The 22,008-nt window shown below is 71.6% G+C and carries 22 protein-coding genes; 15 read left to right on the top strand and 7 right to left on the bottom strand.

Annotation, left to right across the window (positions count from 1 at the left end):
• Nucleotides 1-8: 8 nt before the first annotated feature.
• Nucleotides 9-824: a serine protease gene (locus AB0L00_RS41550; RefSeq protein ID WP_364443203.1), complete on the bottom strand. Its 816-nt coding sequence runs from the start codon at nucleotides 822-824 to the stop codon at nucleotides 9-11.
• Between the two features lie 223 nt (nucleotides 825-1,047).
• Here AB0L00_RS41550 and AB0L00_RS41545 point away from each other — a divergent pair, with 223 nt between their 5' ends.
• Nucleotides 1,048-2,391, top strand: coding sequence for a 6-phospho-beta-glucosidase (locus tag AB0L00_RS41545; RefSeq protein ID WP_364443202.1), 1,344 nt, complete (start codon nucleotides 1,048-1,050; stop codon nucleotides 2,389-2,391).
• Between the two features lie 206 nt (nucleotides 2,392-2,597).
• Nucleotides 2,598-3,491: a serine protease gene (locus AB0L00_RS41540; protein WP_364443200.1), complete on the top strand. Its 894-nt coding sequence runs from the start codon at nucleotides 2,598-2,600 to the stop codon at nucleotides 3,489-3,491.
• Between the two features lies 1 nt (nucleotide 3,492).
• Here the strand turns inward: AB0L00_RS41540 and AB0L00_RS41535 are convergent, their stop codons facing one another.
• The 3 genes from AB0L00_RS41535 to AB0L00_RS41525 form a co-directional block, all read right to left on the bottom strand.
• Complete coding sequence (locus AB0L00_RS41535; protein WP_364443198.1) at nucleotides 3,493-5,040, bottom strand: SagB/ThcOx family dehydrogenase; 1,548 nt, start codon at nucleotides 5,038-5,040, stop codon at nucleotides 3,493-3,495.
• Between the two features lie 132 nt (nucleotides 5,041-5,172).
• Complete coding sequence (locus tag AB0L00_RS41530; RefSeq protein WP_364443197.1) at nucleotides 5,173-5,799, bottom strand: sulfotransferase family protein; 627 nt, start codon at nucleotides 5,797-5,799, stop codon at nucleotides 5,173-5,175.
• Between the two features lie 53 nt (nucleotides 5,800-5,852).
• Nucleotides 5,853-6,644 carry an alpha/beta hydrolase gene (locus AB0L00_RS41525; protein ID WP_364443196.1) on the bottom strand — a complete coding sequence of 264 codons (792 nt, stop codon included), beginning with the start codon at nucleotides 6,642-6,644 and terminating at the stop codon, nucleotides 5,853-5,855.
• Nucleotides 6,645-6,784: 140 nt separating this feature from the next.
• Here AB0L00_RS41525 and AB0L00_RS41520 point away from each other — a divergent pair, with 140 nt between their 5' ends.
• On the top strand, nucleotides 6,785-7,657 hold the full coding sequence (locus AB0L00_RS41520) for an AraC family transcriptional regulator (RefSeq protein WP_364443195.1): 873 nt from the start codon (nucleotides 6,785-6,787) through the stop codon (nucleotides 7,655-7,657).
• Nucleotides 7,658-7,679: 22 nt separating this feature from the next.
• On the opposite strand, the gene AB0L00_RS41515 is transcribed toward AB0L00_RS41520, so the two are convergent.
• Nucleotides 7,680-8,414 carry a poly-gamma-glutamate hydrolase family protein gene (locus AB0L00_RS41515; protein WP_364443194.1) on the bottom strand — a complete coding sequence of 245 codons (735 nt, stop codon included), beginning with the start codon at nucleotides 8,412-8,414 and terminating at the stop codon, nucleotides 7,680-7,682.
• Between the two features lie 218 nt (nucleotides 8,415-8,632).
• On the opposite strand from AB0L00_RS41515, the gene AB0L00_RS41510 reads away from it, so the two are divergent.
• From AB0L00_RS41510 to AB0L00_RS41485, 6 genes are all read left to right on the top strand, one after another.
• Nucleotides 8,633-9,439 (top strand): SGNH hydrolase domain-containing protein, encoded by an 807-nt coding sequence (locus AB0L00_RS41510; protein WP_364443193.1) that lies wholly within the window; start codon nucleotides 8,633-8,635, stop codon nucleotides 9,437-9,439.
• Nucleotides 9,440-9,468: 29 nt separating this feature from the next.
• On the top strand, nucleotides 9,469-10,326 hold the full coding sequence (locus AB0L00_RS41505; RefSeq protein ID WP_364443191.1) for an SGNH hydrolase domain-containing protein: 858 nt from the start codon (nucleotides 9,469-9,471) through the stop codon (nucleotides 10,324-10,326).
• A complete protein-coding gene (locus tag AB0L00_RS41500; RefSeq protein WP_364443189.1) occupies nucleotides 10,316-11,650 on the top strand; it encodes an acyltransferase in 1,335 nt (444 codons plus the stop codon). Before AB0L00_RS41505 ends, AB0L00_RS41500 begins: the two co-directional genes overlap by 11 nt.
• Before the next feature lie 51 nt (nucleotides 11,651-11,701).
• Nucleotides 11,702-11,944 carry a hypothetical protein gene (locus AB0L00_RS41495; protein WP_364443188.1) on the top strand — a complete coding sequence of 81 codons (243 nt, stop codon included), beginning with the start codon at nucleotides 11,702-11,704 and terminating at the stop codon, nucleotides 11,942-11,944.
• Between the two features lie 326 nt (nucleotides 11,945-12,270).
• Nucleotides 12,271-13,149, top strand: a complete 879-nt coding sequence (locus tag AB0L00_RS41490; RefSeq protein WP_364443249.1) for a 2-hydroxyacid dehydrogenase — start codon at nucleotides 12,271-12,273, stop codon at nucleotides 13,147-13,149.
• Nucleotides 13,150-13,311: 162 nt separating this feature from the next.
• Entirely contained in the window at nucleotides 13,312-14,457 is a 1,146-nt protein-coding gene (locus AB0L00_RS41485) for a serine hydrolase domain-containing protein (RefSeq protein WP_364443187.1), read from the top strand.
• Nucleotides 14,458-14,528: 71 nt separating this feature from the next.
• On the opposite strand, the gene AB0L00_RS41480 is transcribed toward AB0L00_RS41485, so the two are convergent.
• Both AB0L00_RS41480 and AB0L00_RS41475 read right to left on the bottom strand, forming a co-directional pair.
• Complete coding sequence (locus AB0L00_RS41480; protein ID WP_364443185.1) at nucleotides 14,529-15,374, bottom strand: LLM class flavin-dependent oxidoreductase; 846 nt, start codon at nucleotides 15,372-15,374, stop codon at nucleotides 14,529-14,531.
• A 586-nt stretch (nucleotides 15,375-15,960) separates the two neighbouring features.
• A complete protein-coding gene (locus tag AB0L00_RS41475; RefSeq protein ID WP_364443184.1) occupies nucleotides 15,961-16,977 on the bottom strand; it encodes a sigma-70 family RNA polymerase sigma factor in 1,017 nt (338 codons plus the stop codon).
• Between the two features lie 149 nt (nucleotides 16,978-17,126).
• On the opposite strand from AB0L00_RS41475, the gene AB0L00_RS41470 reads away from it, so the two are divergent.
• The 6 genes from AB0L00_RS41470 to AB0L00_RS41445 all read left to right on the top strand — a co-directional run bounded on the left by AB0L00_RS41470 (nucleotide 17,127) and on the right by AB0L00_RS41445 (nucleotide 21,783).
• Nucleotides 17,127-17,711: a dihydrofolate reductase family protein gene (locus AB0L00_RS41470; protein WP_364443182.1), complete on the top strand. Its 585-nt coding sequence runs from the start codon at nucleotides 17,127-17,129 to the stop codon at nucleotides 17,709-17,711.
• 114 nt (nucleotides 17,712-17,825) lie between these two features.
• The gene (locus AB0L00_RS41465) at nucleotides 17,826-18,788 is read left to right on the top strand and encodes a hypothetical protein (RefSeq protein WP_364443181.1); all 963 of its coding nucleotides are present in this window, start codon (nucleotides 17,826-17,828) and stop codon (nucleotides 18,786-18,788) included.
• 45 nt (nucleotides 18,789-18,833) lie between these two features.
• Nucleotides 18,834-19,340 carry a hypothetical protein gene (locus AB0L00_RS41460; RefSeq protein WP_364443179.1) on the top strand — a complete coding sequence of 169 codons (507 nt, stop codon included), beginning with the start codon at nucleotides 18,834-18,836 and terminating at the stop codon, nucleotides 19,338-19,340.
• 89 nt (nucleotides 19,341-19,429) lie between these two features.
• The gene (locus AB0L00_RS41455; protein WP_364443178.1) at nucleotides 19,430-20,407 is read left to right on the top strand and encodes a hypothetical protein; all 978 of its coding nucleotides are present in this window, start codon (nucleotides 19,430-19,432) and stop codon (nucleotides 20,405-20,407) included.
• Nucleotides 20,408-20,496: 89 nt separating this feature from the next.
• Nucleotides 20,497-21,312, top strand: a complete 816-nt coding sequence (locus AB0L00_RS41450) for a hypothetical protein (protein WP_364443177.1) — start codon at nucleotides 20,497-20,499, stop codon at nucleotides 21,310-21,312.
• A gap of 126 nt (nucleotides 21,313-21,438) precedes the next feature.
• Nucleotides 21,439-21,783, top strand: coding sequence for a hypothetical protein (locus AB0L00_RS41445; protein ID WP_364443176.1), 345 nt, complete (start codon nucleotides 21,439-21,441; stop codon nucleotides 21,781-21,783).
• Nucleotides 21,784-22,008 lie beyond the last annotated feature (225 nt).

Raw genomic sequence — 22,008 nt, 5'->3', positions numbered from 1 at the left:
ATCATGTGTTACTGCGGCGCGCTTTCCCGTACCGCTTCGTCGTAGAGGTGCTTAACGTCGTCGTCGAAGTAGGAGCTGTAGGAGACGTCGTCCTCGTCGCCGCCCTCGTCCCGGCCGCCGATCACGCCGACGACCTTGCCCGTATGGGTGTTCGCGTCGTAGTCGGCGAGGAAGGGGCTGCCGCTGGTGCCGGGGAGGTACCCGTCGCAGGCGAAGCGCAGTTGGTAGGTGTCCTCTTTGCTCGTGGCGTTCACGCAGGTGATCGGCTTGTCGGAGCGCATCGGGTAGCCCGTGACCCGTACGACGTTGCGGAAGCCGGGGTCGATGCCGAGCGCGTTGACGCCGACGACGTCGCCCACGTTCTGGCCGTTCAGCGGGGCGACCACGGCGAAGCCGACGTCCAGGTCCTCGTCGGAGTCGTGGGCCCACCGGGTGTCGACGAGCAGCGTACGGATCTTCCAGACCCCGTACGGGGCCTTGCCGTCGTGGTAGCCGGGGACGAAGACGAGGTCGCTGGTGTAGTCACTGCCCTTGCCGCCGTGCAGGCAGTGCGCGGCGGTGATGATCAGGTTGTGGTTGGGGCTGTCGACCGTGCTCCCCGTGCAGAAGTGGGTGCCCGAGGTGTCGTGGGAGAAGATCGCTCCGACGTGGCGGCCCTCGGGAAAGGTCTTGGCGGTCGGCGTGCCCTTCGGGAGAGGCGTCGGAGGAGCACTGGTCGTCGGGGATGGGTGGGGGGTCCCGGCGGTTCGGGTCTCCGCCGCGACCTGGGGCGTCTTTCCGTGAGCCGTGGTGCAGCCGGCCAGCAGCACGGCCGACATCACCAAACACAACAATCTACGCATCGCACCCCCCTGCCGCGTTCTTTCCTTAGGGATAACTCCCGAAACTCTCCGCGCCCTGGGGGCTTGCTGTGAGGTGTCTGGGTACCGCTCACCCACCCTGCCCTCGCCCCTGATCGACCGTGACCTGAGCGTTATCAACGCTATCGGGCCGCCGAACGCCCCACCCGGCGCTCACGCGACCTTTACGCGAGTTAGCCTCGGGATCATGCGACTGACGATCCTCGGCGGCGGCGGGTTCCGGGTGCCGCTCGTGTACCGCGCGCTCCTGGCCGACCGTGGCAAGGGCCGCGTCACCGACGTGGTCCTGTACGATCTCGACCCCGCACGTTCGGCCGTGATCCGTCAGGTCCTCGCCGAGCAGGCGGCCGGCCACCCGGACGCCCCGGTGGTCACCGCGACGACCGACCTGGACGAGGCGCTCACCGGCGCGAACTTCGTGTTCTCCGCCATCCGCGTCGGCGGGCTCGACGGCCGCGCCGCCGACGAACGGCTCGCCCTCGACGAGGGCGTGCTCGGCCAGGAGACCGTCGGCGCGGGCGGCATCGCGTACGGCCTGCGCACGGTCCCCGTCGCCGTCGACATCGCCCGCCGCGTCGCCGCGGTCGCCCCGGACGCGTGGGTCATCAACTTCACCAACCCGGCGGGCACCGTCACCGAGGCGATGTCCCGCCACCTCGGCGACCGCGTGATCGGCATCTGCGACTCACCCGTGGGCCTCGGCCGCCGCGTCGCCGCCGCGCTCGGCGTCGACGCGGGCAGCGCGTGGTTCGACTACGCCGGGCTGAACCACCTCGGCTGGCTGCGCGCCGTCCGCGTCGAGGGCCGTGACGTCCTTCCCGAGCTGCTGGCCGACGACGCGGCGCTGGCGTCGTTCGAGGAGGGACGGCTGTTCGGCGGCGAGTGGCTGCGGGCCATCGGCGCGGTCCCCAACGAGTACCTGCACTATTACTACTTCGCCCGCGAGGCGGTCGCCGCCGCCCGTACCGCCGAGCGCACCCGCGGCGCGCTCGTCCTGGACCAGCAGCGCGACTTCTACGCCCGTACGTCCGACTCGCCCGGCTCCGCGCTCGAAGCGTGGGAGACCACCCGGATGGCTCGCGAGACCACCTACATGGCGGAGAACCGCGAGGCGGCCGGCGCCGGCGAGCGCGAGTCCTGCGACCTGGAGTCCGGCGGGTACGAGAACGTCGCGCTCGCGCTCATGCGCGCCATCGCGCACGACGAGCGCGCGACCCTGATCCTCAACGTCCGGGGGCGCGGCGCCCTGCCGGGCCTGGACGACGACGCCGTCGTCGAGGTGCCGTGCCTGGTCGACGCCAACGGCGCCCGCCCGGTCGCCTGCGCGCCGCTCGCCGACCACCAGCTCGCCCTCGTCACCACGATCAAGGCGGTCGAGCGCGCGGTCCTCGAGGCCGCGACCACCGGCTCCCGCCCGGCCGCGCTGCGCGCCCTCGCCACCCACCCGCTCGTCGACTCCGTGACCGTGGCCCGCCGTCTCCTGGAGCGGTACGAGGCTCGTTTCCCCGAACTGTCCTACCTCCGCGCCTGACCCGGCTCCCGACCGGTCCCACCTGCGCGTCTGCCCCGCTCCGGCCCGTCGCCGGTCGCCTGGACGAGACCAAGATCACATAATCTTCAAGATCAACTTCGTGATCCCGGCCGGTAACGTCCGGCGCGGGGTCGATGGCGGACATGTCGCGCGGCCCCTTCACATCCACCCCCCTGACAGACGATGTGACGAGGAGTCAGCGGACGATGACATCGACTCTGGCCACCCCCTCCACCGACCGGCGACGGACGTTCGCGCGCGTGCTGGCGACGGCGGCCGTGGTCGCCGGCGCCCTGGCGACCACCGGCGCCGCCGCGACCGCGGACACGACCGGCGACCCCTCGCCCAAGATCGTGGGCGGCGGGACGGCGACCCAGAACTACCCCTTCATGATCTCGCTGCAGTACACCCGCAACGGGGTCCCGAACTCCCACCGCTGCGGCGGCGCGCTGATCCGTAAGGACTGGGTGGTCACCGCCGGGCACTGCGTCACGACGATCGGCTCGGACTCGAGCACGTCCGTGCCCTGGGACCCCTCGCTCCTGCACGTCCGGGTCGGCTCCAACGACCGGACCACGGGCGGCACGGTCTCGAACATCGACAAGATCGTCGTGCACCCCGACTTCATCAACTACCCGGACAAGAGCCTCGGCAAGGACATCGCCCTCGTCCACCTCACCACCCCGCAGCCCGAGAAGACCGTTCCCCTGGACTGGAAGCTGCCCGACCCGGGCATCAAGGTCCGGGAGATCGGCTGGGGTTACACCTCCAACGAGGCGAGCGACCCCAGCCAGCTGCCGACCCGGCTGCAGCAGCTCGACACCACGGTCCTCCCGCTGAGCACGCCGAAGTGCCACGTCGACGAGAACGGCAGCGACGCGTGGGGCGCCTACCCCGGCGACGTCTGCACCGACAACCCGGAGGGCGTCCGCGGCCCCTGCGGCGGTGACTCCGGTTCGCCGCTGCTGATGCTGGTCGACGGGCGCTGGCGGCTCGAGGGCGTGGACAGCCGCGGCGTCAGCGACATCTGCGGCGGCGGCCCGGACGCCTACACCGGTGTCGGCGCCTACTACAACTGGATCAACAGCGTCATCTCGTAGTTCAGATCCGCACCCGCGTGGGCCGGCCGGGCGGACCGCCCGGCCGGCTCCGGTAGGCGGGGCTCCCGACGGCGACGGCGAGCATGCACGCCGCGCCGCTGCCGAACGCCGCCGACACGTCGTCATCGGTGAAAGTGAGGCCGGTGGCGCCGTACCCGAGGGCGAACGCCGCGAGCTGCAGGCGCCCGGCGGCCACCCCCGCCTCGAGCTGCGCGACGCGGTAACCGCGGTCGCCGTACGCCTCGAACACCCGGTCCAGGTCGGCGCACATGAAGGCGGTGAAGGCCGAGTCGCCGCCGAGCGCCTGGTTCCGGCAGAGGTACCGGCTCAGCCGCCGGACCGCGGCCTCCGGAACGGTCCGGTACGGCTCCGCCCGTCCGCCGGCCCAGTGGTACAGCCCGGGTTCGACGTCCTGGATCGCGTGGACGTCGAGCTGGTGGGAGAGCGGCGTCGCCCCGGCCGGGACGGCGTCGGCGGGCAGCCGACGGGTGGCCACCGCCATCCCCCACTCCAGTAGCTCGGCCGGCAGGACCTCCTGCCGCATCCGCCGCGTCGACCCGCGCCGCAGGATCACCGACTCGATCGGCTCCTCCGACGCCGATGCGGGCGGCTCCGCCCCGTCCCGCGCGGTCGGCGGCCCGAGGCGAGCCGTCGCCCGCCAGGCCTTCACCTGTTCGGCCGTCGCCAGCTCGCCCGCCTGCTGCACCCGGCTGATCAGCGGGAATTCCAGCGGAGCGGGGGAGAGCGGAACCGCCGCCAGTCCCGGCGGCGCACACGCCTCCGCCTCCGCATCGGTCGCCTCGCCGGGACCGCCGACGACGACCATCGCGACGGGGAACTCCGCCGTGTCGTCGATCCCGAGCCGCCGGCAGAGTGCGGAGTCCTCGAAGCCCAGCAGGACGCGGGCCCGGACCCCGTACGCCTCGGCGACCGTGAGGAGGTTCGCGAGGGCTGTCCCCGCGTCCCAGTACACGTGCCGCCAGCCCCGCTCGCCGTACTTCCACGCGGTCCGCCAGGGGATCCCGGTGAGGACGAGGACCAGCGGAGCGGCCGCGACCTCGGACGCGGCGGCGGCACCGGCCATGGCCGGGCGGCAGTCCCCCGGGGACAGCTCCTCCAGGCCGAACACGTCCGGCGCGAAGTGGTACAGGCCGGGCTCCAGCCCCTGGACGGCCCCGGCGGCGACGTACATCTCCACCGGGTGCCGGTTGCCGGCGGACGGCGCGGTCCGGAACCAGATGTCCCGGTCCTGGACGACGGTCCGCCGCGTCACCCCCGTGGCGTAGAAGAGCAGCCGGGCGAGGAACTCCAGGTCCACGCCGGTCCGTCCGGGCGGCACCCGTCCGGACAGCGCCGCGACCGCCGGCGCCCCGCCGGGCGGAAGGTCCGTGGGAAGGTCGCGGACCGGTGCGCCGGGATAGCGCTTGAACGGGTGCGGCCGGTTCCGCGGATCCGACGGAACGAACCCGGGGAAGTCCGGCCGCGGTGGCCGTCCGGAGCCGAAGCCGGTGGCCTCGTGGTAGAGCCGGGAGATCTCGCCGTCGCTCATCTGCGCTGTATACCTCAACCGGCTCGGTCGTACGCGGCGAACCGGCGCACGGTGGGCCTGCTCGCGGTCACGCGCCGGCCGGCACTCCCGCGTCGGAGAGGATCTCGCGCCGGCAGCTCCGCGCGGGACGCCTCACCGCCCTTCCCGCTGGGCGACCCGTTCGGCGAACTCCTGACGGTCGTTGGTGCGCGGGAACGCCTCACCGGGAACGGGCACCCCGAGGAAGTCGCACAGCGGCCCCCAGCCCTGCCTGACGCGGAACTCCAGCAGCCGGTCGGCCGGGACCTCGCGGCGTACCGCGTCGTTGTGCGCGGTGAACACCGCCATCGCGTGCTCGGGGTCCTCGAACCGGCCGCCGAAGTCGCCGTCCCACACCAGCCGTTGCACGAACCGCCGCCGTCGTGCGCCGAGCGGATCGGCCGGGTGGATCGCCGTGGCGCGGAAGATGCTCTCGTGGGCGCTCTCGTACCAGCTCCTCGGGTCGCGGACGGTGAGGATCACCCTGGCCTCGGGGTAGTGCTCGACGAGCTGCCGCCAGAACGCGACCCCGGGCCAGTCGGTGGTCGCGCGGTAGCCACGGTAGACCTCGTCCCAGTCCGGGTCGCCGTCCTCGAGCACCCGCGTCCACCGGTCGATCTGCTCCGGATCGTCGATGAGCACGGTCATGTGGTGGCAGGGCCCGAACCCGAGCCGCTCCAGCGCCAGCTTCAACGACAGCGTCCCCGTACGCCCGAACCCGGCCCCGATGACCTCCAACACGATGATCCCTCCAAAATCACCGCCCGGTGGAGGTCATCCCCGTACGAATCCCCTCAAACCCGCACGTCGCGCGCGGCGAACTCCTCCAGCCGCGAGGCGACGGCGTCGGGCGCCTCGAGCGGCAGCAGGTGCCCGGCCTTCGGGACGACCTCGAGCCGGGCGTGGGGGATGACCGGCAGCAGGTGCTCGCGCAGGACGGCCGGCGGTTCGACCCGGTCCCGCTCGCCCGCCAGCACGAGAACGGGCACGTCGATCCTGTCGACGGCCTTCGAGACGTCCGCCGCGATGCCCCTGAGCGGCCACTCCCGCCGCGCGTCGGCGTCACTCGCGAGACTGTCGCGTACGACGGCGTCCCGGACGGCCGCGTCCAGCGGAACCGCCGTCAGGACGTGGTCGAGCGCCTGCTCCACGCTCTCCGGCGAGTCGTACGCCCGGGCGAGGATCCGCTGATACTCGGGCGTGACCATGGCGGGCGGCCGCGGCGGCGCCAGAGCCACCAGCACGACCCCCGCAGCCCCGGAGGGACGCCGCCCGGCGACGAGCTGGCTCACCTTCCCGCCCATCGAGTGCCCGACCAGGACGTACCGCTCCAGACCGAGGCCGGCTACGACCTCGAGGGCGTCGTCGGCGAGCCGGTCGAGGTCGTACGGGCCGGGCAGCCGGCGTGACGAACCCCAGCCGCGCTGGTCGAACCGGACGACGTCGCGCCCGGCCGGCAGCCGGTTCACGACCGCGTCCCAGGTCCGCGCGGACCCGCCCCAGTAGTGCAGCAGAACCAGCGTCGGCCCGACTCCGCTCCGCCGCCGCACCTCGATCGCGCCACCGTTTGTGGTTTCCGTCCGCACCGTGATCTCCTCCGTTGACGTCCGGCCGTCCGTACGGGACCGTCGGAACCAGATGTTCACCCATCGCCTCCTGCGAAGGTGCGAGTTCAACGCTAGGGTCACGGTCGGCGGGGCACACGGTGGAAAGGTACGTCGTCATTGTGGAAAACGGTCAGGTCCCCGGTGTCCGGCAACTGCGTTACTCCCCGGCGCCCGGAGCGGGCTTCGGCGTCGAGGTGCTGAGCTTCGAAGGGCTGCGGCGCATGGACCCCGGCCGCCGGCGCGTCCGGCCGCAGCGGCCGGACTTCCACGTCCTCGCCCTCGTACGGTCGGGCACCGGACGGCACACGGCCGACTTCGTCGACCAGGACCTGCGCGAGCGCAGCGTCGTGTGGATTCGGCCCGGCGTCGTCCACCGCTGGACCGACGTGGACGACCTCGACGGCCCGCTGATCCTGTTCGAGCAGGGCTTCGTGCCCGCCGGCCCCGCCGCCCATGCCGCGGCGGACGCCTTCGCGCCGGCCGGCCGGCGCCTCGACGAGCCCACCTGGAAGCTGAGCGTACGAGCGGCGGACCACCTGGCCCAGGAGCACGCGGCGGCCGTCGCCGACCCGTGCCTGGCCTCGCCCGCCGTCCTCGCCCACCTGCTCGCGGCCCTCGTGCTGCGGGTGCACCCCGCCGAGCCGCCCGCCCCGGCCGCGCCCACGGACGAGACCGTCTTCCGCCGCTACCGCGCCGCCGTGGAGGAGCACTTCACCCGGTGGCACCACGTCGGCGACTACGCCCGCGCCCTCGGCCACGGCCCGCGTACCCTGACCAGGGCGACCCGGGCGACCGCCGGCGTGGGCGCCAAGCGGTTCCTCGACCAACGGATCCTGCTGGAGGCCAAACGCCTCCTCGCCCACACCGACCTGCCCGTCGCCCGCTGCGCCGAACGCCTCGGCTTCGACGACGCCGCGAACTTCACCACGTTCTTCCAGCGCCAGGAGGGCCTGTCACCCGGCCGCTGGCGCACCGCCCACAGCGGCCGCTGACCACGCCGCGTCCTCTCCGGGTTCAGAGGACGCTGTCCACCGCCTTCACGTAGGCGTAGAAGGCCTTCGTGCGGTGGGCGGGGTTCGCGATCCAGGCCAGGTCCAGCCGTCCGCCCGCGAAGAACGCCTTCCGCTGCGCCGTGCTGATCTCCAACTGCACGCCCTTGCCACGCTGATTCCGGTTGCAGATGTTCTTCGGGTCCTGGCCCTCGATCTTCGACGCCGGCGCCGCCGTCTTGAACCCCTTGGCGTTCAGCGCCTTGATGATCTTCTTGACGAGCACGGTGTCCCGGCCGCCGACGTACGTCACCGGGCGGTCCCCCTTGGCCCCGTGCCAGGAGACGGTGTACTTCGAGGCCTTCACGAGCTTCAGCGCCCAGGGCTCGTCGAAGTGGGTCGCGGTGATGTGCAGCGTCTGGTTGCCGGACTTCTTGATGCCCATGAACGAGTAGTAGGCGTCGTGCCCATAGCTCGCGGCGTAGTCGGCCAGCTGTGACGTCGGCGACTCGATCAGGCCGCCGTGGATCGCGATCTGCGCCACGTTCGCGCCGCGCGGCGTCCTCTGCACACGCTTGTAGTCCAGGCCCTCCTTCTCGTGCCGCGCCAGGTCGGCGTAGTTCCGGTAGGTATCACCTGCCGTGACCTGGACGCCCCGCGCGACCGGAGCCGCCCGCGCGGTCTTCCGCCCGGCCGGTCCCGAGCCGCAGGCCGTCAGCGCCAGTAGTCCGGCGGCGCCCAGAACGAGTTGCTTCTTCACTGCCACCTCATCCAGTCGGGGGACGAGCCAGCCAAGCGCAGAAGATGATCTTGCGTCAACCGGTCAGGTCGCACCCGTCGCACGTTGCGTCCTGCGGAACCGATGTTTGCCAACCGATCGGCTCGCGCTCGGATTAGGGATGATCACGTTCGGTTACGTCTCTGTCTGATCTTGTGGCGGGGCGGCCTGGCGGGGGCGACGTGCGGATTATCCGGTCGATGGGTGTGGGCGCGGTCGCGATGCTGCTCGGCGGCGCCGTCGGCTGCGGCCATCCGACGAGAGAGGCTCCTCCGTCGGCGAACGGGAGGAACGCGGCGGAGGCGGGCGCTCCACCGCTGGGTCTGCCGGGCCCGGCCCCGCAGGCCAAGGGGCTGACCGTCCTCGTGGTGGGCGACTCGTGGGCGCGCAACCTCGGCGTCGGCATGGCGGACGCGGGTAAGGCGCGCGGATACACGGTGGTCAACGCGGCTCAGGGTGGCTGCGGCATCATGCTGCCGACGGGGGAGGCGCCGGGCGGCCGGCTCACGGCGACGAGGCCGGCCTGCCGGACCTGGCCCGAACAGTGGCCTCGGCTGGTCGAGCGGTACCGGCCGCAGGCCGTCGTGCTGTACACCGCGTACTGGGACCAGACGCCCCAGGTGATCGACGGCGGTCGACCGCGTGACCTCGGCGACCCGGTGTTCCGGCAGCGGTACCAGGCGAACATGGACCGGGCCATCGGTCTGCTGCGCGCCCAGGGCGCCGCTGTCTACGTGGGCACCGCTGTGATCGGCAAGGGCGCCGAGGGCCGTACGGCCCGAGAGATGAACCGGCAGGTGGAGACCGTCGTCCGGCGGAACGCCCGTCGCGATGTCCATCTGCTCGACGTACGGCGCCAACTGTGCGCGCACGACGACTGCCCGGCCCGCGTCCACGGCATGGACGTCTACGACGAGACCGGCCACCCGACCGCCCCGGCCCACGACCGGCTCGGCACCTGGATCCTCAGCACCCTGTGGACGGCCGTCGGCCACCGAACCGGATGACACGCGCTCACTCGAGGAGGAGAGAGCCAGTGATCGGCATCACGAGGCGGGCGACTCTGCGCGCGGCGGCGGCCGGCTGCTGCGCGGTCGGCCTGTTGCCGGGAGGCGGCACCGGCTGCCGGGCGGCGACGCGACCACCCGTACGGTCGGGGGCGGGCCCGGCGGTTCTGCCGCTGGGCGACGCGGCGCTGCGTCCCGAGGTCCGAGACCTGAGCGTTCTCGTGGTCGGGGACTCCTGGGGCCGTTCCCTCGGCATCGGGATGGAGAAGGTCGCCGACGCGGACCGGGACCGGCACAACACCGTGATCCCGGCGGGCCGGGGCGGCTGTGGCATCATGCAGCCCGCCAAGGTCCTGGAGTCGGGACGGCTCTTCCCCAAGCCGGCGTGCAACGACTGGCCGGAGTCCTGGCGGACCCTGGTCGCCCGGGTCCACCCGACGGCGGTGCTGCTGGAATCCGGGATCTACGACGCCCACAACCCGCAGCAGCTTCCCGGGCAGGACCACCCGACGTCCATCACCGATCCGGTGTTCCGGACGCGGTTCGACGCACAGCTCGACCGTGCCGTCCGTGTACTCGGGGCGGGCGGGGCCCGCGTGTTCCTGACGACCGTCACCGACTACGCGAAGCCGTACTGGAACGAGACCAACGGGCGCTGGTCGAACGCGATGAACGCCGCGCTGCGAGCCGCCGCGAAACGGAACCCGGGCGTTCGACTGCTCGACCTGCACGGCCAGATGTGCGCCGACGACAAGGACTGCCCAGCGGTGATCTCCGGCATCCCCGTCTACGACGAGACCGGTCACCCCGCCCCGGTCGCGCGCGACCGGCTGGCCGCGTGGATCCTCAACTCGATCCACGCCGATCTGCACGCCCATGCGTCCTGACCACCCGCGCCGCCGGAACCCGGTGCCGGACCTGGTCCCGTCACGACCGGCCCGCCTCTCGGGGGCGCCCAGTGCCGGCGTCCCCCGGTCCCGCGGCCGCCTGACCACAAAACCGGAACCCATCGCCGACGGCCGGAGACGCATCGCCCGCGTGTCGCACATCCCCGCGGTGGACGGACTGCGCGCGCTCGCGGTGCTCGCCGTGATCGCCTACCACTTCGGTCTCCCGCTGCACGGCGGCTTCCTGGGCGTCGACCTGTTCTTCGTCATCTCGGGCTATGTGATCACCCGGCTCCTGCTCGCGGAACGCGCCCGGACCGGGACCACCCGGCTGGCGGTGTTCTGGGGTCGCCGGGCCCGTCGCCTGTTCCCGGCGGTGCTGGCGGTGCTGGTGGCGGTCCAGGTCTGGATGCATCTGGGCGCCGGAACGCCGATGCGCCACACCGTCAACTCCCAGACCCTCGCCGCGCTGGTGTACGGCTCCAACTGGTACTCGATCTTCGCCGAGGTCGGCTACTGGGGCATGCCCGTCGACCGGGCACCGCTCAACCACTTGTGGTCACTGGCGGTCGAGGAGCAGTACTACCTGGTGTGGCCGCTGGTCTTCGTCGTGCTGATGGGTACGGTCGGCTCGCGCCGGGTGCTGGCCTGCGCCGCCCTGCTGTGCGCCGGATGCGCGTACACGGCGATGCACCTGCTGTTCCTGCCCGGGGCGCCGGATCGCGCCTATCTCGGCACCGACTGCCGCGCCGGCGGGCTGGCGCTGGGCGCGCTGCTCGCCGTGCTCTCCACTTCTCCGGCGGTCGTCGATCGGAGGCTGCCCGCCCGCGTCACCGCTCCGGCAGGCGTCCTCGCCGGCGCCTGCCTCGCCTGCCTCTGGTCGACCGCGAACCTGAACGACCGCGGCCTGTACACCTGGCAGTTGGCCGTCGCCGGGGCCGCGGCGGCCACGCTCATCGGCTCACTCGTCCTCACCCCGGAGGGGCTGCCCGCGCGGGTCATGGGCTCACGGCCGCTGGTCGCCGTCGGCAAGGTGAGCTATTCGCTCTACCTCTGGCACTGGCCGATCTGGGTGTTCCTCGCCGCCGAACGCCCGCAGTGGCCCGCCACGGAGCGGGTCGTCGTGGCCGCGATCGCCACGGCCGTCGTCGCGACCGCCTCGTACCACGTGGTGGAGAACCCGCTGCGGCACAGCCACCGGCCGATGAGAGCGCTGGCCCCGGCGTTCCTGGCCGTGGCCGCGATGGTCGCCTGCGCGGCACTTCTCCTCCAGCCGCCGGCCCCTGTCGAACAGCGCGACGATGTCCAGGTCAGTGGACCGTAGAGAAATGGCCACTGTAGACGTGTGCCAGTCAATTCACGAAGGAGTGTGACCATGCGTATCTCGAAGACAAAGGGCGTCGGTGCGACGCTCGCGGCAATGACGATCACCGGTCTGGCCTGGGCGTCCAGTCCGTCTGCGCAGGCCGGCGTCCTCTGGCGGGCGGGCGGTATCTGCCAATCCGTCGCGGGCATCAACGCGTACGCCCAGCAGAATGGATTCACGCCGCGCTATGTCGCTGAAATGTGCAACAGGAACGCGGGTACGCACTGGAACGTGACGGACTTCTCCGGCTAGTCGCTGAAATCCGCCGGAGCTCGGTGATTCTTCCGGATACGGCGTGTTCGCCCGGGGGGAGGGGCGGACGCAATTCTCGGCCGGTTCCCCGGGCCGCCTTCGGCGCGTGCAGTCGTTCGGCACCCGGGGCCGGCTCGCCGCGCCGCCCGTCGTAGGCTGGCCCGACGACGCCACCGGCGGGCAGGCGGCGGCCGCCCGGTGACGGCCGCGCCGCCCGTACCGCGGCGGCGCCGATGTCGTTGCCCCGCGCCACGCCCGTACGGGAGGTCACCTCGTTGAGCGTCCCGCCCGACACGCTCGTGCCCTGGCCGCACGTCGCCGACCTGATGGGCGGCTGGCCGGACTCCCTGACCGTCGGCGTCTACGCCGGTACGGGCCCGGCCCCGGCGGACCTGTCCGAAGTCCGGCTCTACGTGCTGCCGTACGCGAAGGGACCCGCGACCGTCCGGCTCGCGGGCCGGATGCCGAAGCTGGAGGTCGTGCAGAGCCTCAGCGCCGGCGTCGACGCGCTGCTCCCGCACGTCCCGCCGGGCGTCACGGTGTGCAACGGCCGGGGCCTGCACGACGCGAGCGTGGCCGAGCACGTGGTCGGCCTGATCCTGGCCGCGCAGCGCGAGCTGCCCCGCTGGGTCCGCGACCAGGCCGGGGAACGCTGGCGGCCGCACTTCACCCGTTCGCTCGCCGGCTCGCGGGTGCTCCTGCTCGGGTACGGCTCGATCGGCGCCGCCGTCGAGGCCCGCCTGCTGCCCTTCGAGACGACGGTACGGCGCGTGGCGAGCCGTCCCCGCCCGGACGAGTCGGTGCACGGCGTCGACGAACTCCCGGATCTGCTCCCGGACACCGACATCCTCGTGTCCACCGTGCCGCTCACGGCCGAGACCACCGGCCTCCTCGACGCCCGCCTGCTCGCCGCCCTGCCCGAAGACGCCCTCGTCGTGAACGTCGGCCGCGGCGGCACCATCGACACGGCCGCCCTGCTGGCCGAGACCGGCTCGGGCCGGCTGCGCGCCGCCCTCGACGTCATGGACCCCGAGCCACCCCCGCCCGGCCACCCGCTCTGGTCGACGCCGAACGTCCTGATCACCCCGCACGTGGGCGGCGGCTCCGCGACGTTCTACCCGCGCGCCGAACGCCTGATCGCCGAGCAACTGCGCAGGTTCGCCGCCGGAGAGCCGCTCCTCAACCAGGTCACCCGCCCGGCCTGACCGGCGGCACCACCCCACGGCCCGCACGAGCCCGGGGTGTTGCCAGGTACACCTGCGGATACGCCGGTTGGGGCCAATGTGCGACCCACCCGCCGTCCAGCAGAGTTGATCACGTCACCGACACACCCTGAACCTGGAGACGTAATGGCTCGCGCTGGAACTGTGGCCCGACGTGCGACGGCCGGTCTGCTCGCGGCGGCGGTCGTCACGACCGTCGGCGCACCGCTCGCGTACGCGGCCGACCGCCAGACCCCCACGAAGGCCACGAGCGGTACGGCCGACGGGCGGCAGCCGAAGGGGCTGCGGACGGCCGTCGACCGCCTCGTCGCCGACGGGCAGCCCGGCGTCATCGTGATGACGCGCCGGGGGAACAAGGTCGCGCACCTCGGCGCGGGTGTCGCGAATCAGGAGACCGGCACCCCGATGGACCCCCGTTCGCAGATCAGGATCGCCAGCATCAGCAAGACGTTCACCGCGACCGTGCTGCTGCAGCTGGTGGCCGAGCACCGGCTCTCCCTGGACGACACCGTGGACCACTGGCTGCCCGGCGTCGTGCGGGCGGGCGGCAACGACGGCCGCCACATCACGGTACGGAACCTGCTGCAGCACACCAGCGGCCTGAACGAGTACGCCCTGGACCCGCGAATCCAGACGCAGCCCGAGCGCGTGTGGAAGCCGCAGGAACTGGTCGACATCGCGCTGGAGAAGAAGCCGCTGTTCGAGCCGGGCAAGGGCTGGAGCTACGCCAACACCAACTACATCCTCGCCGGGATGATCATTGAGAAGGTCACCGGGCATCGAGTGGAATCCGAGATCGGCCGGCGCATCATCCGGCCGCTCGGCCTGAAGCACACCTCGATGCCGCAAGGCACCGGCTTCTCCGGCCCGTACGTCCACGGCTACTACGGCTCGTACGGCGACGTCAGCACCTTGATCAGCCCGTCCAGCGGCTGGACCTCCGGCGGCATGATCTCCACCGTGGACGACGTCGCGAAGTTCCACCGGGCCCTGTTCACCGGTCGGCTGCTCCCGCGCGCCCAGCAGCGCGAGCTGACCACGACCCGCGCGGTCATCGACGATGGCACCCCGGAGAACTACGGCCTCGGCGTCTACCGCGTACGCCTCCGCTGCGGCAGCGCCTGGGGCCACGACGGCGGCTGGCCCGGCTACCGGACCTGGGCGTACACCAGCAAGGACGGTAAGCGGCAGGCGATCATCTCCTACAACCAGACGGACGAGAAGCTTCAGGCCGACCCGAACTTCCGCGCCGACCTGAAGAAGGTCACCGAGGCCGCGTTCTGCGGCTGACCGGACCGTACGGCGGCTCGGCGGTCCGACCGCCGAGCCGCCGACACGAGTCACCGGTCGCGCGTCCGGCTTCAGAGGACGTCGGCGAGGCGGTCCACCTGGGCCGGGTCGAGCCCGTAGCAGTAGAGCATGACCTCGTCGGCGCCGAGGTCGGTGAAGGCGGCGATCGCGTCGCGGATCTCGCCGGGCGTGGTCAGCATCCCGGCGACCATCCGGTCGGCCATGCCGGTGAAGGTGTAGTACGCGTGCATGCGGGCGCGGGCGTCGTCGACCACGTCCTGCGGGCCGAGCGCGGCGTTGACCTGGGCGACGATGCGGGGTTCGCCGTCGCGGCCGTACTCCTTCCAGAACGTACGGACGGTGTCGAACAGCCCGCCCGCCCAGGAGGGCGGCGCGGCGGCGAGGAAGCCGTCGCCGCAGCGCGCGACGCGTTCCAGCGCGACCGGCTTGAACCCGCCGAACAGCACCTCGGGCCCACCGGTCCGGGCGGGCGCGGGACCGATCGGCCCGACCTCGTCGCCGTACGGCTCGCCGGCCCAGATGCGGCGCAGCACCGTCAGTTGCTCGTCGAGCCGGCGGCCGCGGGCGCTGACGGGGACGCCCGCGACCTGGTGGTCGTCCTCCCGACCGCCGATGCCCAGGCCGAGGACGAGGCGGCCCCCGGTCATCCGGTCGAGGGTGGCGGCCTGCTTGGCGAGCAGGGCGGTGTCACGCAGCGGCGCCAGCAGCACCTCGGTCTGCACGCGAACACGCGATGTCGCACCGGCGAGAACGGCCAGCGCGATCAGGGGCTCGGGGTTGTCGAAGACGAGGCGGTCCAGCAGGCCGAGCGTGCTGAACGGTCCGGCGTCCGCGCGCCGCGCCCAGTCGAGCAGAGTGGCCGGGTCGCCGATGGGCAGGCCGATACCGACGTTCATGGATCAGAACCTCCGAAGGGAAGGGTCGACGAATACACCTGCCGCCCCTTCGGCACCTGGTGAAGGTGGGACGCTCCCGCTCTGCGGCGTACTTCCGGGAGAGCGCCTCTTAGAAGTGATCTCACTGTAGGACGACCGCCGTTCGCCCGGCAAGCCGGATGATCAAGCTCGGTGCCGGCCCGTCACGGACGCCTCAACAGGCCCTGGTCCAGCGCGATCACCACCGCGCGGGTGCGGTCGGTGACGTCGAGCTTGGCGAAGATGCGCAGCAGGTGCGAGCGGTTTCTGCTGCAGGCCGCCGCTCGCGGCCATCGCCTCGGCCCGCCCGGCCTCGCCCACCCGGTAGTCCTCGGAGGTCGCGGCGCGACCGCCCACCGCGATCCCGGCGCCCAGGCACACCACCACGAACAGGAGCCACCCGGCGATCGCCAGCCAGGGGCGGCGCGCGCTCCACCGCGCCACACGTACAGAGGGATTGTTCATGCCGTTCATGCTGGTCGCGGGGCCATTGCCGCCGACAGCATCGACCGGTCGAACCTGCCGTCCACCGATCGGTGGACAACCGGGTTCCTCCGCCGGAGGCCGGCTATCGGCTTGGGAGTGTTCGTGGCAGCCCGAACGATGGGAGCACGCTGTTCTCGAAGCGGGTCATGGCGCAGATCCGGTCGCCGGTGAGGGTGAGGACGAACAGGCCGGTTCCGTGGCGGATGCCGGTAGGAGCGCGCAGGTAGGCGCCGAACGCCGGCTGACCATTGGCCCGCGTCGGCACGAGGTCGAACCTCCGGCCAGAGCCGAACATGCCGGTGCAGAAACGGGCCACGACGTCTCGGCCCTCGTATTCGAGGGGCAGCGGTGGCATGGACATGAAGACATCGTCGGTCAGAAGGGCCACCAGCGCGTCCATGTCGGCGGCCTCCCAGGCGTGAACGAAGTTCGCCACGATCGCGTCCTCGGCGGGTGAGCCGGTGGCGGGAGGCGGTTCCCTGTCGGCGGCCGTCGACCGCCGGCGCTGCAGGCCGGCGCGCGCCCGTTTGAGGGCGCTCTTGACCGATTCGACGGTCGTGTCGAGCATGTCGGCCACCTCGTTCGCGCGGAATCCGAGGACGTCACGCAGGATGAGGACGGCGAGCTGGCGGGGTGGCAGAGCTTGGAGGGCGGTCACGAAGGCCAGGGAGACGGACTCGGTCTGTTCGTAGCGGGCCTCCGGGCCGAGCGGCAGATTGATCGCACCGTCGAGGAGGGCGTCGGGATACGGCTCGAGCCAGACGACTTCGCCGAGGCGGGTCGGCTCGGGCGGTTCGACCCCGGGGATGTTCCACTCTTTGGCCGGGCGTCGGCTGGCCGAGCGAAGCGCGCTGAGGCACTTGTTGGTGGCGATCCGGTAGAGCCAGGTGCGGATCGAGGCGCGCCCGTCGAACCCGCCAAGACCTTGCCAGGCCGACAACAAGGTGTCCTGGAGAGCCTCTTCGGCGTCCTGGAACGATCCGAGCATCCGGTAGCAGTGCACCTGTAGCTCGCGGCGGTACGGCTCGGTCAGCGCCCGGAACGCCTCGCCGTCCCCGGCCCGCGCCCTGCTGATCAGATCGGCTCCCACCAGCTCCACTCTCGCCACCTCTCCCACGTCCTGCCGCGCTTCCATCCTGTACGGACGCCGGCCGAGGGACGAAGGAGGCGGTCGACGAGCGCCCCTTTTCCCGACGTCGCCGCGTCTAGATCAGCGGCAGTCGACGACACGACGAAGGGAAGACCGACATGGGAAAGATCGTCATCAGCGAGAGCGTCTCACTCGACGGAGTCATGCAGAACCCGACCGGTGATGAGGGCTCCAGGTTCGCCGGCTGGTTCGACCGGCTGAGCAGCAAGGACCGCGAGGCGTGGGCCAAGGTCGAGTTCGAGGAGGCGCTGAGCACCGAGGCTCTGCTGCTGGGGCGACGGACCTACGAGTGGTTCGTCGCGCGGGGGTGGGCGTCCCGGAGCGACGAGTGGGCGGACCGGTTGAGGAGCCTGCCCAAGTACGTCGTGTCCTCGACCCTCGCAGACCTCGACTGGACCAACTCGACGGTCCTGGAAGGCGACGTGGTGAACGAGGTGTCGAGGCTGAAGCAGGAGGTGAACGGAGACATCGTCGTCTACGGCAGCGGCCGGCTCGTGCCCACGCTCATGGAGCACGACCTCGTCGATGAGCTGCGGCTGATCATCTGCCCGATCGCGGTCGGGGACGGTGAGCGTCTCTTCGGCAGGACGAGCGACCAGAAACCCATGCGCCTGGTCGACACCCGCACCGTCGGTGACGGCCTCGTCCGCCTCACCTACCAGCCCACCCACCGTCCGTTCTGAACCGGCCGCGACCGCTTATCACCGGTTCTGGACGGCCGTCGGCGCCGGAGACGACCCGCACGCCGTATGCCATGATCAGGGACTCGTCGTACCGCCACGGAGAGGATCGCGACCTTGTCGGTATCCGCCGAGTCCCTGATCGCCGACATCCCCGCGTTCGCGGCCCACGCCCGCCCGGCGACCCTGCTGCGGCCGACGGCGGGTACGCCCGGCGCCGGTGACAGCTCCGTCGGCGGGCCGCCGCTGTGGCCGGCGGACGAGCCGTGGCCGGTCTGCCCCGCGCCCCACCTGAAGGAGGTGCGCGAGAAGCTGACGGATGAGGAACGCGACACCTGGCAGCGGATCGACCGCGCCGTGAAGGAACGGAGCCGGCAGAACCCGGGCCAGGGCTACGTGCTCACGGAAGAGGAGGCCCGGATCCAGGACGAGATCATGGCGGGCGCGTCGATGCTCGACCTGACCAACTGGGAGAGGTCCCGGACGGTGCAGGACACCTCCGGCCCGGGCGTGCCGATGGTCCCCGTTCTCCAGCTGTACGCCCGTGACGTACCGGGAGACCACTGGCCGGCCGGGGCGGACGTGCTGCAGGTGCTGTGGTGCCCGAACGACCACAGCGACCTCCCGGGCCAGCCGTACTACTGGGGACCCACGGTCGAACTGCGGTACCGGTCGTCGTCCATGGTGGAGACGGTGCTCGACCCGCCCCGACCGGACCGAGCCGACAAGTCGTACCTCCCACACCCTTGTACCGTCGCCCCGACCGAGGTCGTCGACCTCCCGGACAGCGACGAACTCCCCGAAGACCTCTACGACGAGGGCGACCGCTGGGCGGAGGAGCGCGACATCGAGTTCCACCGCGTCCTGGCCTGCCTCCCCGGGTGGAAGGTCGGTGGCTGGCCCAGCTGGCACCTCACCGACCTCCATGTCATCGACTGCTCCTGCGGCGCGCGCATGCGGGTGTTCCTGACCATGGACAGCGGCGGCGACCCGGACATCGTCGTCGGCCGTTTCGGCGAGCTCCGCGTCTTCACCTGCCCGGTCGACGCCTCCCACCCGATCAGGTTGAACATCCAGTAACGGTCTTCCCAGAGCCCCTCCCGTACGAGCAAGGAACCCGGTGCCATGCCGACTCTGATTCGCCGGACCTCCGCCGAGGTGTGGGTGGACGCGTCCACGGTCGACCTGGTCGGCGAGGACCTGGTGACGGAGTTCGAACCGGACTGGTCCACGACGGGCCTGGTCGACGCCGACCCCGACGGCGACGGCGCCCGCGTCATCTGCGGCCAGGAGATCGGCGACATCGCCGTCACCGCCGAACTCTGGGACGACGCCCCGCCCCCGGCCGCCGACGACTGGCAGGACATCGCCGAGGTCTCGGTCGCCTGGCGATCCGCGTTCCTGGACTTCGGTACGACGGGCAGCGGCGACGACCCCGCCGAGCGGCTGGACCTGCCCGGCCCCGGCGACTACCGGCTACGCGTCCACGGCCGCAACCGCGACGACGGCGACCCCCGTACGGACGGCGACCCGGTCGAGGAGTACCTGATCCAGGCATGGCCCGCCCCGCACGGCGCGCCCGTCACCATCAAGTCGACCAGCGAGACCGCGGCCCTGTGGCGGAGCCGGTAAGGCGCCGAAGCCCCCGTACGATCCGCGCGGCGGCCGCGACCACGTAATCCCGTGGCGTGGGCGCCCGACGCGCGCCAGGATGAAACGCCATGGGGCAGCGCGCGAACTTCGTCCTGGTCGACGACACCGGCTGGCGGCTGTACTACGACCACTGGGCCGCCGGCCGGATCTGCTCCGTCCTGATCGCCGGCCCCGAGGCGGCCACCCGCTTCATCACCGCGCAGCACCAGTCCGCGCAGGACGAATGGCTCGACGACATCTGGGCCGAAGGCGGCGCCCTGGTCGACCATCGCACCCGCCGGCTCCTCTTCTACGGCGACGAACTGATGCTGGACCTGCCGGCCAAGCGCGTCTTCGCGCGCCTGCTGTCGCGCACCTGGCCGGGTTGGGACGTCCGCTGGGCGTACGACGGCCTGGGCGACTTCGCCGCCCACGTCGGCCTCGACCGCGCCATCGTCCGAGCCGCCGGTGACCCGGAGATGCCGGACGACCTGCAGCCCAACCCGTCGAAGGACTGGCCGCCGCACCTGGTGACCGTACGGGACGAGGCGGGCCGGCTCCTCGTGTACCCGTTCGACTGGGCGGACGACCACAGCGCCTGGCAGGGCCCCGGCCTGCTGGACCGCCTCCCCGCAGACGGCCTCGCCCAGGTGACCCTGCCCGTCATCCCGGACGGCGGCCTGCACGTCGACGTCCGCTCCCGCACCGCCGGCGCGTGGTCGATCGAGCCCGTCCCCGGCCTGCTGCCCAAGCTGACGGACCTGTGGCCCGGCTGGCAGGTGGAGTTCTGGGCGGACCGGTACGAGGAACAGACCCGCCACTGCGGCGAAGCGGTCACCTTCCCGCCCCTCGACGACTCCGCCGCACTCGACGACCTCCTCGCCGCCATCGCCAAGCGCCTCGGCAAGGACCCGGTGCCCGACATGCTCGCGCTGGCGCACCGCCTCGACCCCGCCACCGGCAAGGCCCCCGACGTGGAGCTCCACCCGCTGTTCACCGCCCACACCCAGGTCGACCCGACCCCGACCGAATGGTCCGCCGTCCTCCGCGCCGCAGCCGACCTGTAGGGCCTACGCCGGGGAGGCTCATGGCCGCCCGAAAGCCCGCAGTTTGCCCCAGTAGGCTCTCCGCACCGACGGGGAACGGGAGGGATCCGATGGGCCTGAGGGACCGCGTGGGCGACGTGCGGCGTACGGCGTCGGCGGCACTCGACACCGGGACACACGCGGTCCGTGCCACCGGACGCGGCGCGACCCAGGTCGGCGGCACCGCCGCCGCGGCAGCCAAGGACGGCAACGACTGGGTGATGGAACAGCTCAGGTCCGTCCCGCCGCCGGTCCTTCCCCTGACGGAGGAGTGGCGCCTGTCGATCGGCGCGCTCATCACCCGGCACCCGAAGGCACCCGCCCTGATCGGCAAGCTGCTGTCCCCACTGGACAGCTTCGGCGCGATCGCGGTGGGGCCGAAGGAGATCGGCTTCGACGGCGACGACGTCGAGTGGGAGCGTGTCCTGGAGGTCCGCACCCGCACGGCGGCCGAACTCGCAAGCGGCGCCATCTGGGACTTCGCGATCGACGACCTGCGCAACCGGCTCCCCCCGGTCCCCGGCCGCAAGTGGGCCGTCACCAAGGTCCTCCAGATCGTCATGGCCATGTCCGTGGACCTGGAGGACCGGATGGAGGACGCCCCCGAGGGCGAGCTGCCGGACCGGGTGGCCTGCGAGATCGTCTACCGAAGCCGCATCCGCAAGGAGAAGACCGTCGCCGCCGGCCTCTTCTCCAGCCTCGCCCTGTGCACGATGCCCCAGGTCGGCGAGACCCTAGCGCAGAGCGCCGCCGAACGCGGCATCCCCGTCGTCAACGCCGACCCCCACAAGACCTTGTCGGTCAACGAACGCGTAGCCACCCTGCGCAAACGCCGAGCCACCCTCGCCGTCCACGCCGGCGAACTTGAATCCGCCACCGAGGAGTAATACCTACCGCTGGTCATAAGTGTGTTGACCGCTACTTACGACCAGCCGTACTGGCCACCGCCGGAGGCAGGACAGCTCTACGATGCCGCGGGACGGCCCTTCGTCACGGCCAGCAAGGGGGGACCTATGGCGGTCGAACGCATCCACTGGGGCGACCTTCCTGGTGAGACGAGAGCAGCGGTCGAGAAGCACACCGGCACGGTGTGGTCGGCGAAGACTGTCTCCGAGGGACTGAACTCTGCGGTGGCCGCGATACTGGTCACCGAGTCCGGCTCCGTCGTGAAGGGGCTGCACCGCGATTACCCGCGGCGCTGGAACCAGGACATGGAAGCGATGATCAACCCTTACGTCGCACATCTGTCGTCCCGGCTGCTGTGGCGAGTGCAAGGCGAGTGGGACGTGCTCGGCTTCGAATTGATCGACGGCCGGCATGCCGACTATCGACCCGGCTCCGCCGATCTGCCGAAGTAACGCTCAACCCCCTATTCACCGCGCACACCCAGGTCGACCCGACCCCAACCGAGTGGTCCACCGTCCTTCGCGTCGCCTCAACTCTGCGGACGGCTTCGTGAAGAAGCCCGCGGACGCACCCTGATCAGCGCCTTAGACGTCGTTTCATTTGGGGTGATCAGTAGGATCCTGCCGTGTCGATGGTGGAGCGTCTGGTTCCCGATGAGTTGTGGGAGTTGTTCGAAC

It is taken from the genome of Actinoallomurus sp. NPDC052308 (genome assembly GCF_040679195.1).
Taxonomy (GTDB): domain Bacteria; phylum Actinomycetota; class Actinomycetes; order Streptosporangiales; family Streptosporangiaceae; genus Actinoallomurus; species Actinoallomurus liliacearum.
This window is presented reverse-complemented; position numbering and strand designations above follow the sequence as displayed.

Bases quoted from the DNA above. Each gene is read 5' to 3' on its own strand.
- AB0L00_RS41470 (WP_364443182.1), top strand. From the start codon at position 17,127: ATGGGAAAGATCGTCATCAGCGAGAGCGTCTCACTCGACGGAGTCATG.
- AB0L00_RS41545 (WP_364443202.1), top strand. From the start codon at position 1,048: ATGCGACTGACGATCCTCGGCGGCGGCGGGTTCCGGGTGCCGCTCGTG.
- AB0L00_RS41445 (WP_364443176.1), top strand. From the start codon at position 21,439: ATGGCGGTCGAACGCATCCACTGGGGCGACCTTCCTGGTGAGACGAGA.
- AB0L00_RS41535 (WP_364443198.1), bottom strand. From the start codon at position 5,040: ATGAGCGACGGCGAGATCTCCCGGCTCTACCACGAGGCCACCGGCTTC.
- AB0L00_RS41460 (WP_364443179.1), top strand. From the start codon at position 18,834: ATGCCGACTCTGATTCGCCGGACCTCCGCCGAGGTGTGGGTGGACGCG.
- AB0L00_RS41480 (WP_364443185.1), bottom strand. From the start codon at position 15,374: ATGAACGTCGGTATCGGCCTGCCCATCGGCGACCCGGCCACTCTGCTC.
- AB0L00_RS41450 (WP_364443177.1), top strand. From the start codon at position 20,497: ATGGGCCTGAGGGACCGCGTGGGCGACGTGCGGCGTACGGCGTCGGCG.
- AB0L00_RS41495 (WP_364443188.1), top strand. From the start codon at position 11,702: ATGCGTATCTCGAAGACAAAGGGCGTCGGTGCGACGCTCGCGGCAATG.
- AB0L00_RS41490 (WP_364443249.1), top strand. From the start codon at position 12,271: ATGGGCGGCTGGCCGGACTCCCTGACCGTCGGCGTCTACGCCGGTACG.
- AB0L00_RS41540 (WP_364443200.1), top strand. From the start codon at position 2,598: ATGACATCGACTCTGGCCACCCCCTCCACCGACCGGCGACGGACGTTC.
- AB0L00_RS41500 (WP_364443189.1), top strand. From the start codon at position 10,316: ATGCGTCCTGACCACCCGCGCCGCCGGAACCCGGTGCCGGACCTGGTC.
- AB0L00_RS41510 (WP_364443193.1), top strand. From the start codon at position 8,633: ATGGGTGTGGGCGCGGTCGCGATGCTGCTCGGCGGCGCCGTCGGCTGC.
- AB0L00_RS41455 (WP_364443178.1), top strand. From the start codon at position 19,430: ATGGGGCAGCGCGCGAACTTCGTCCTGGTCGACGACACCGGCTGGCGG.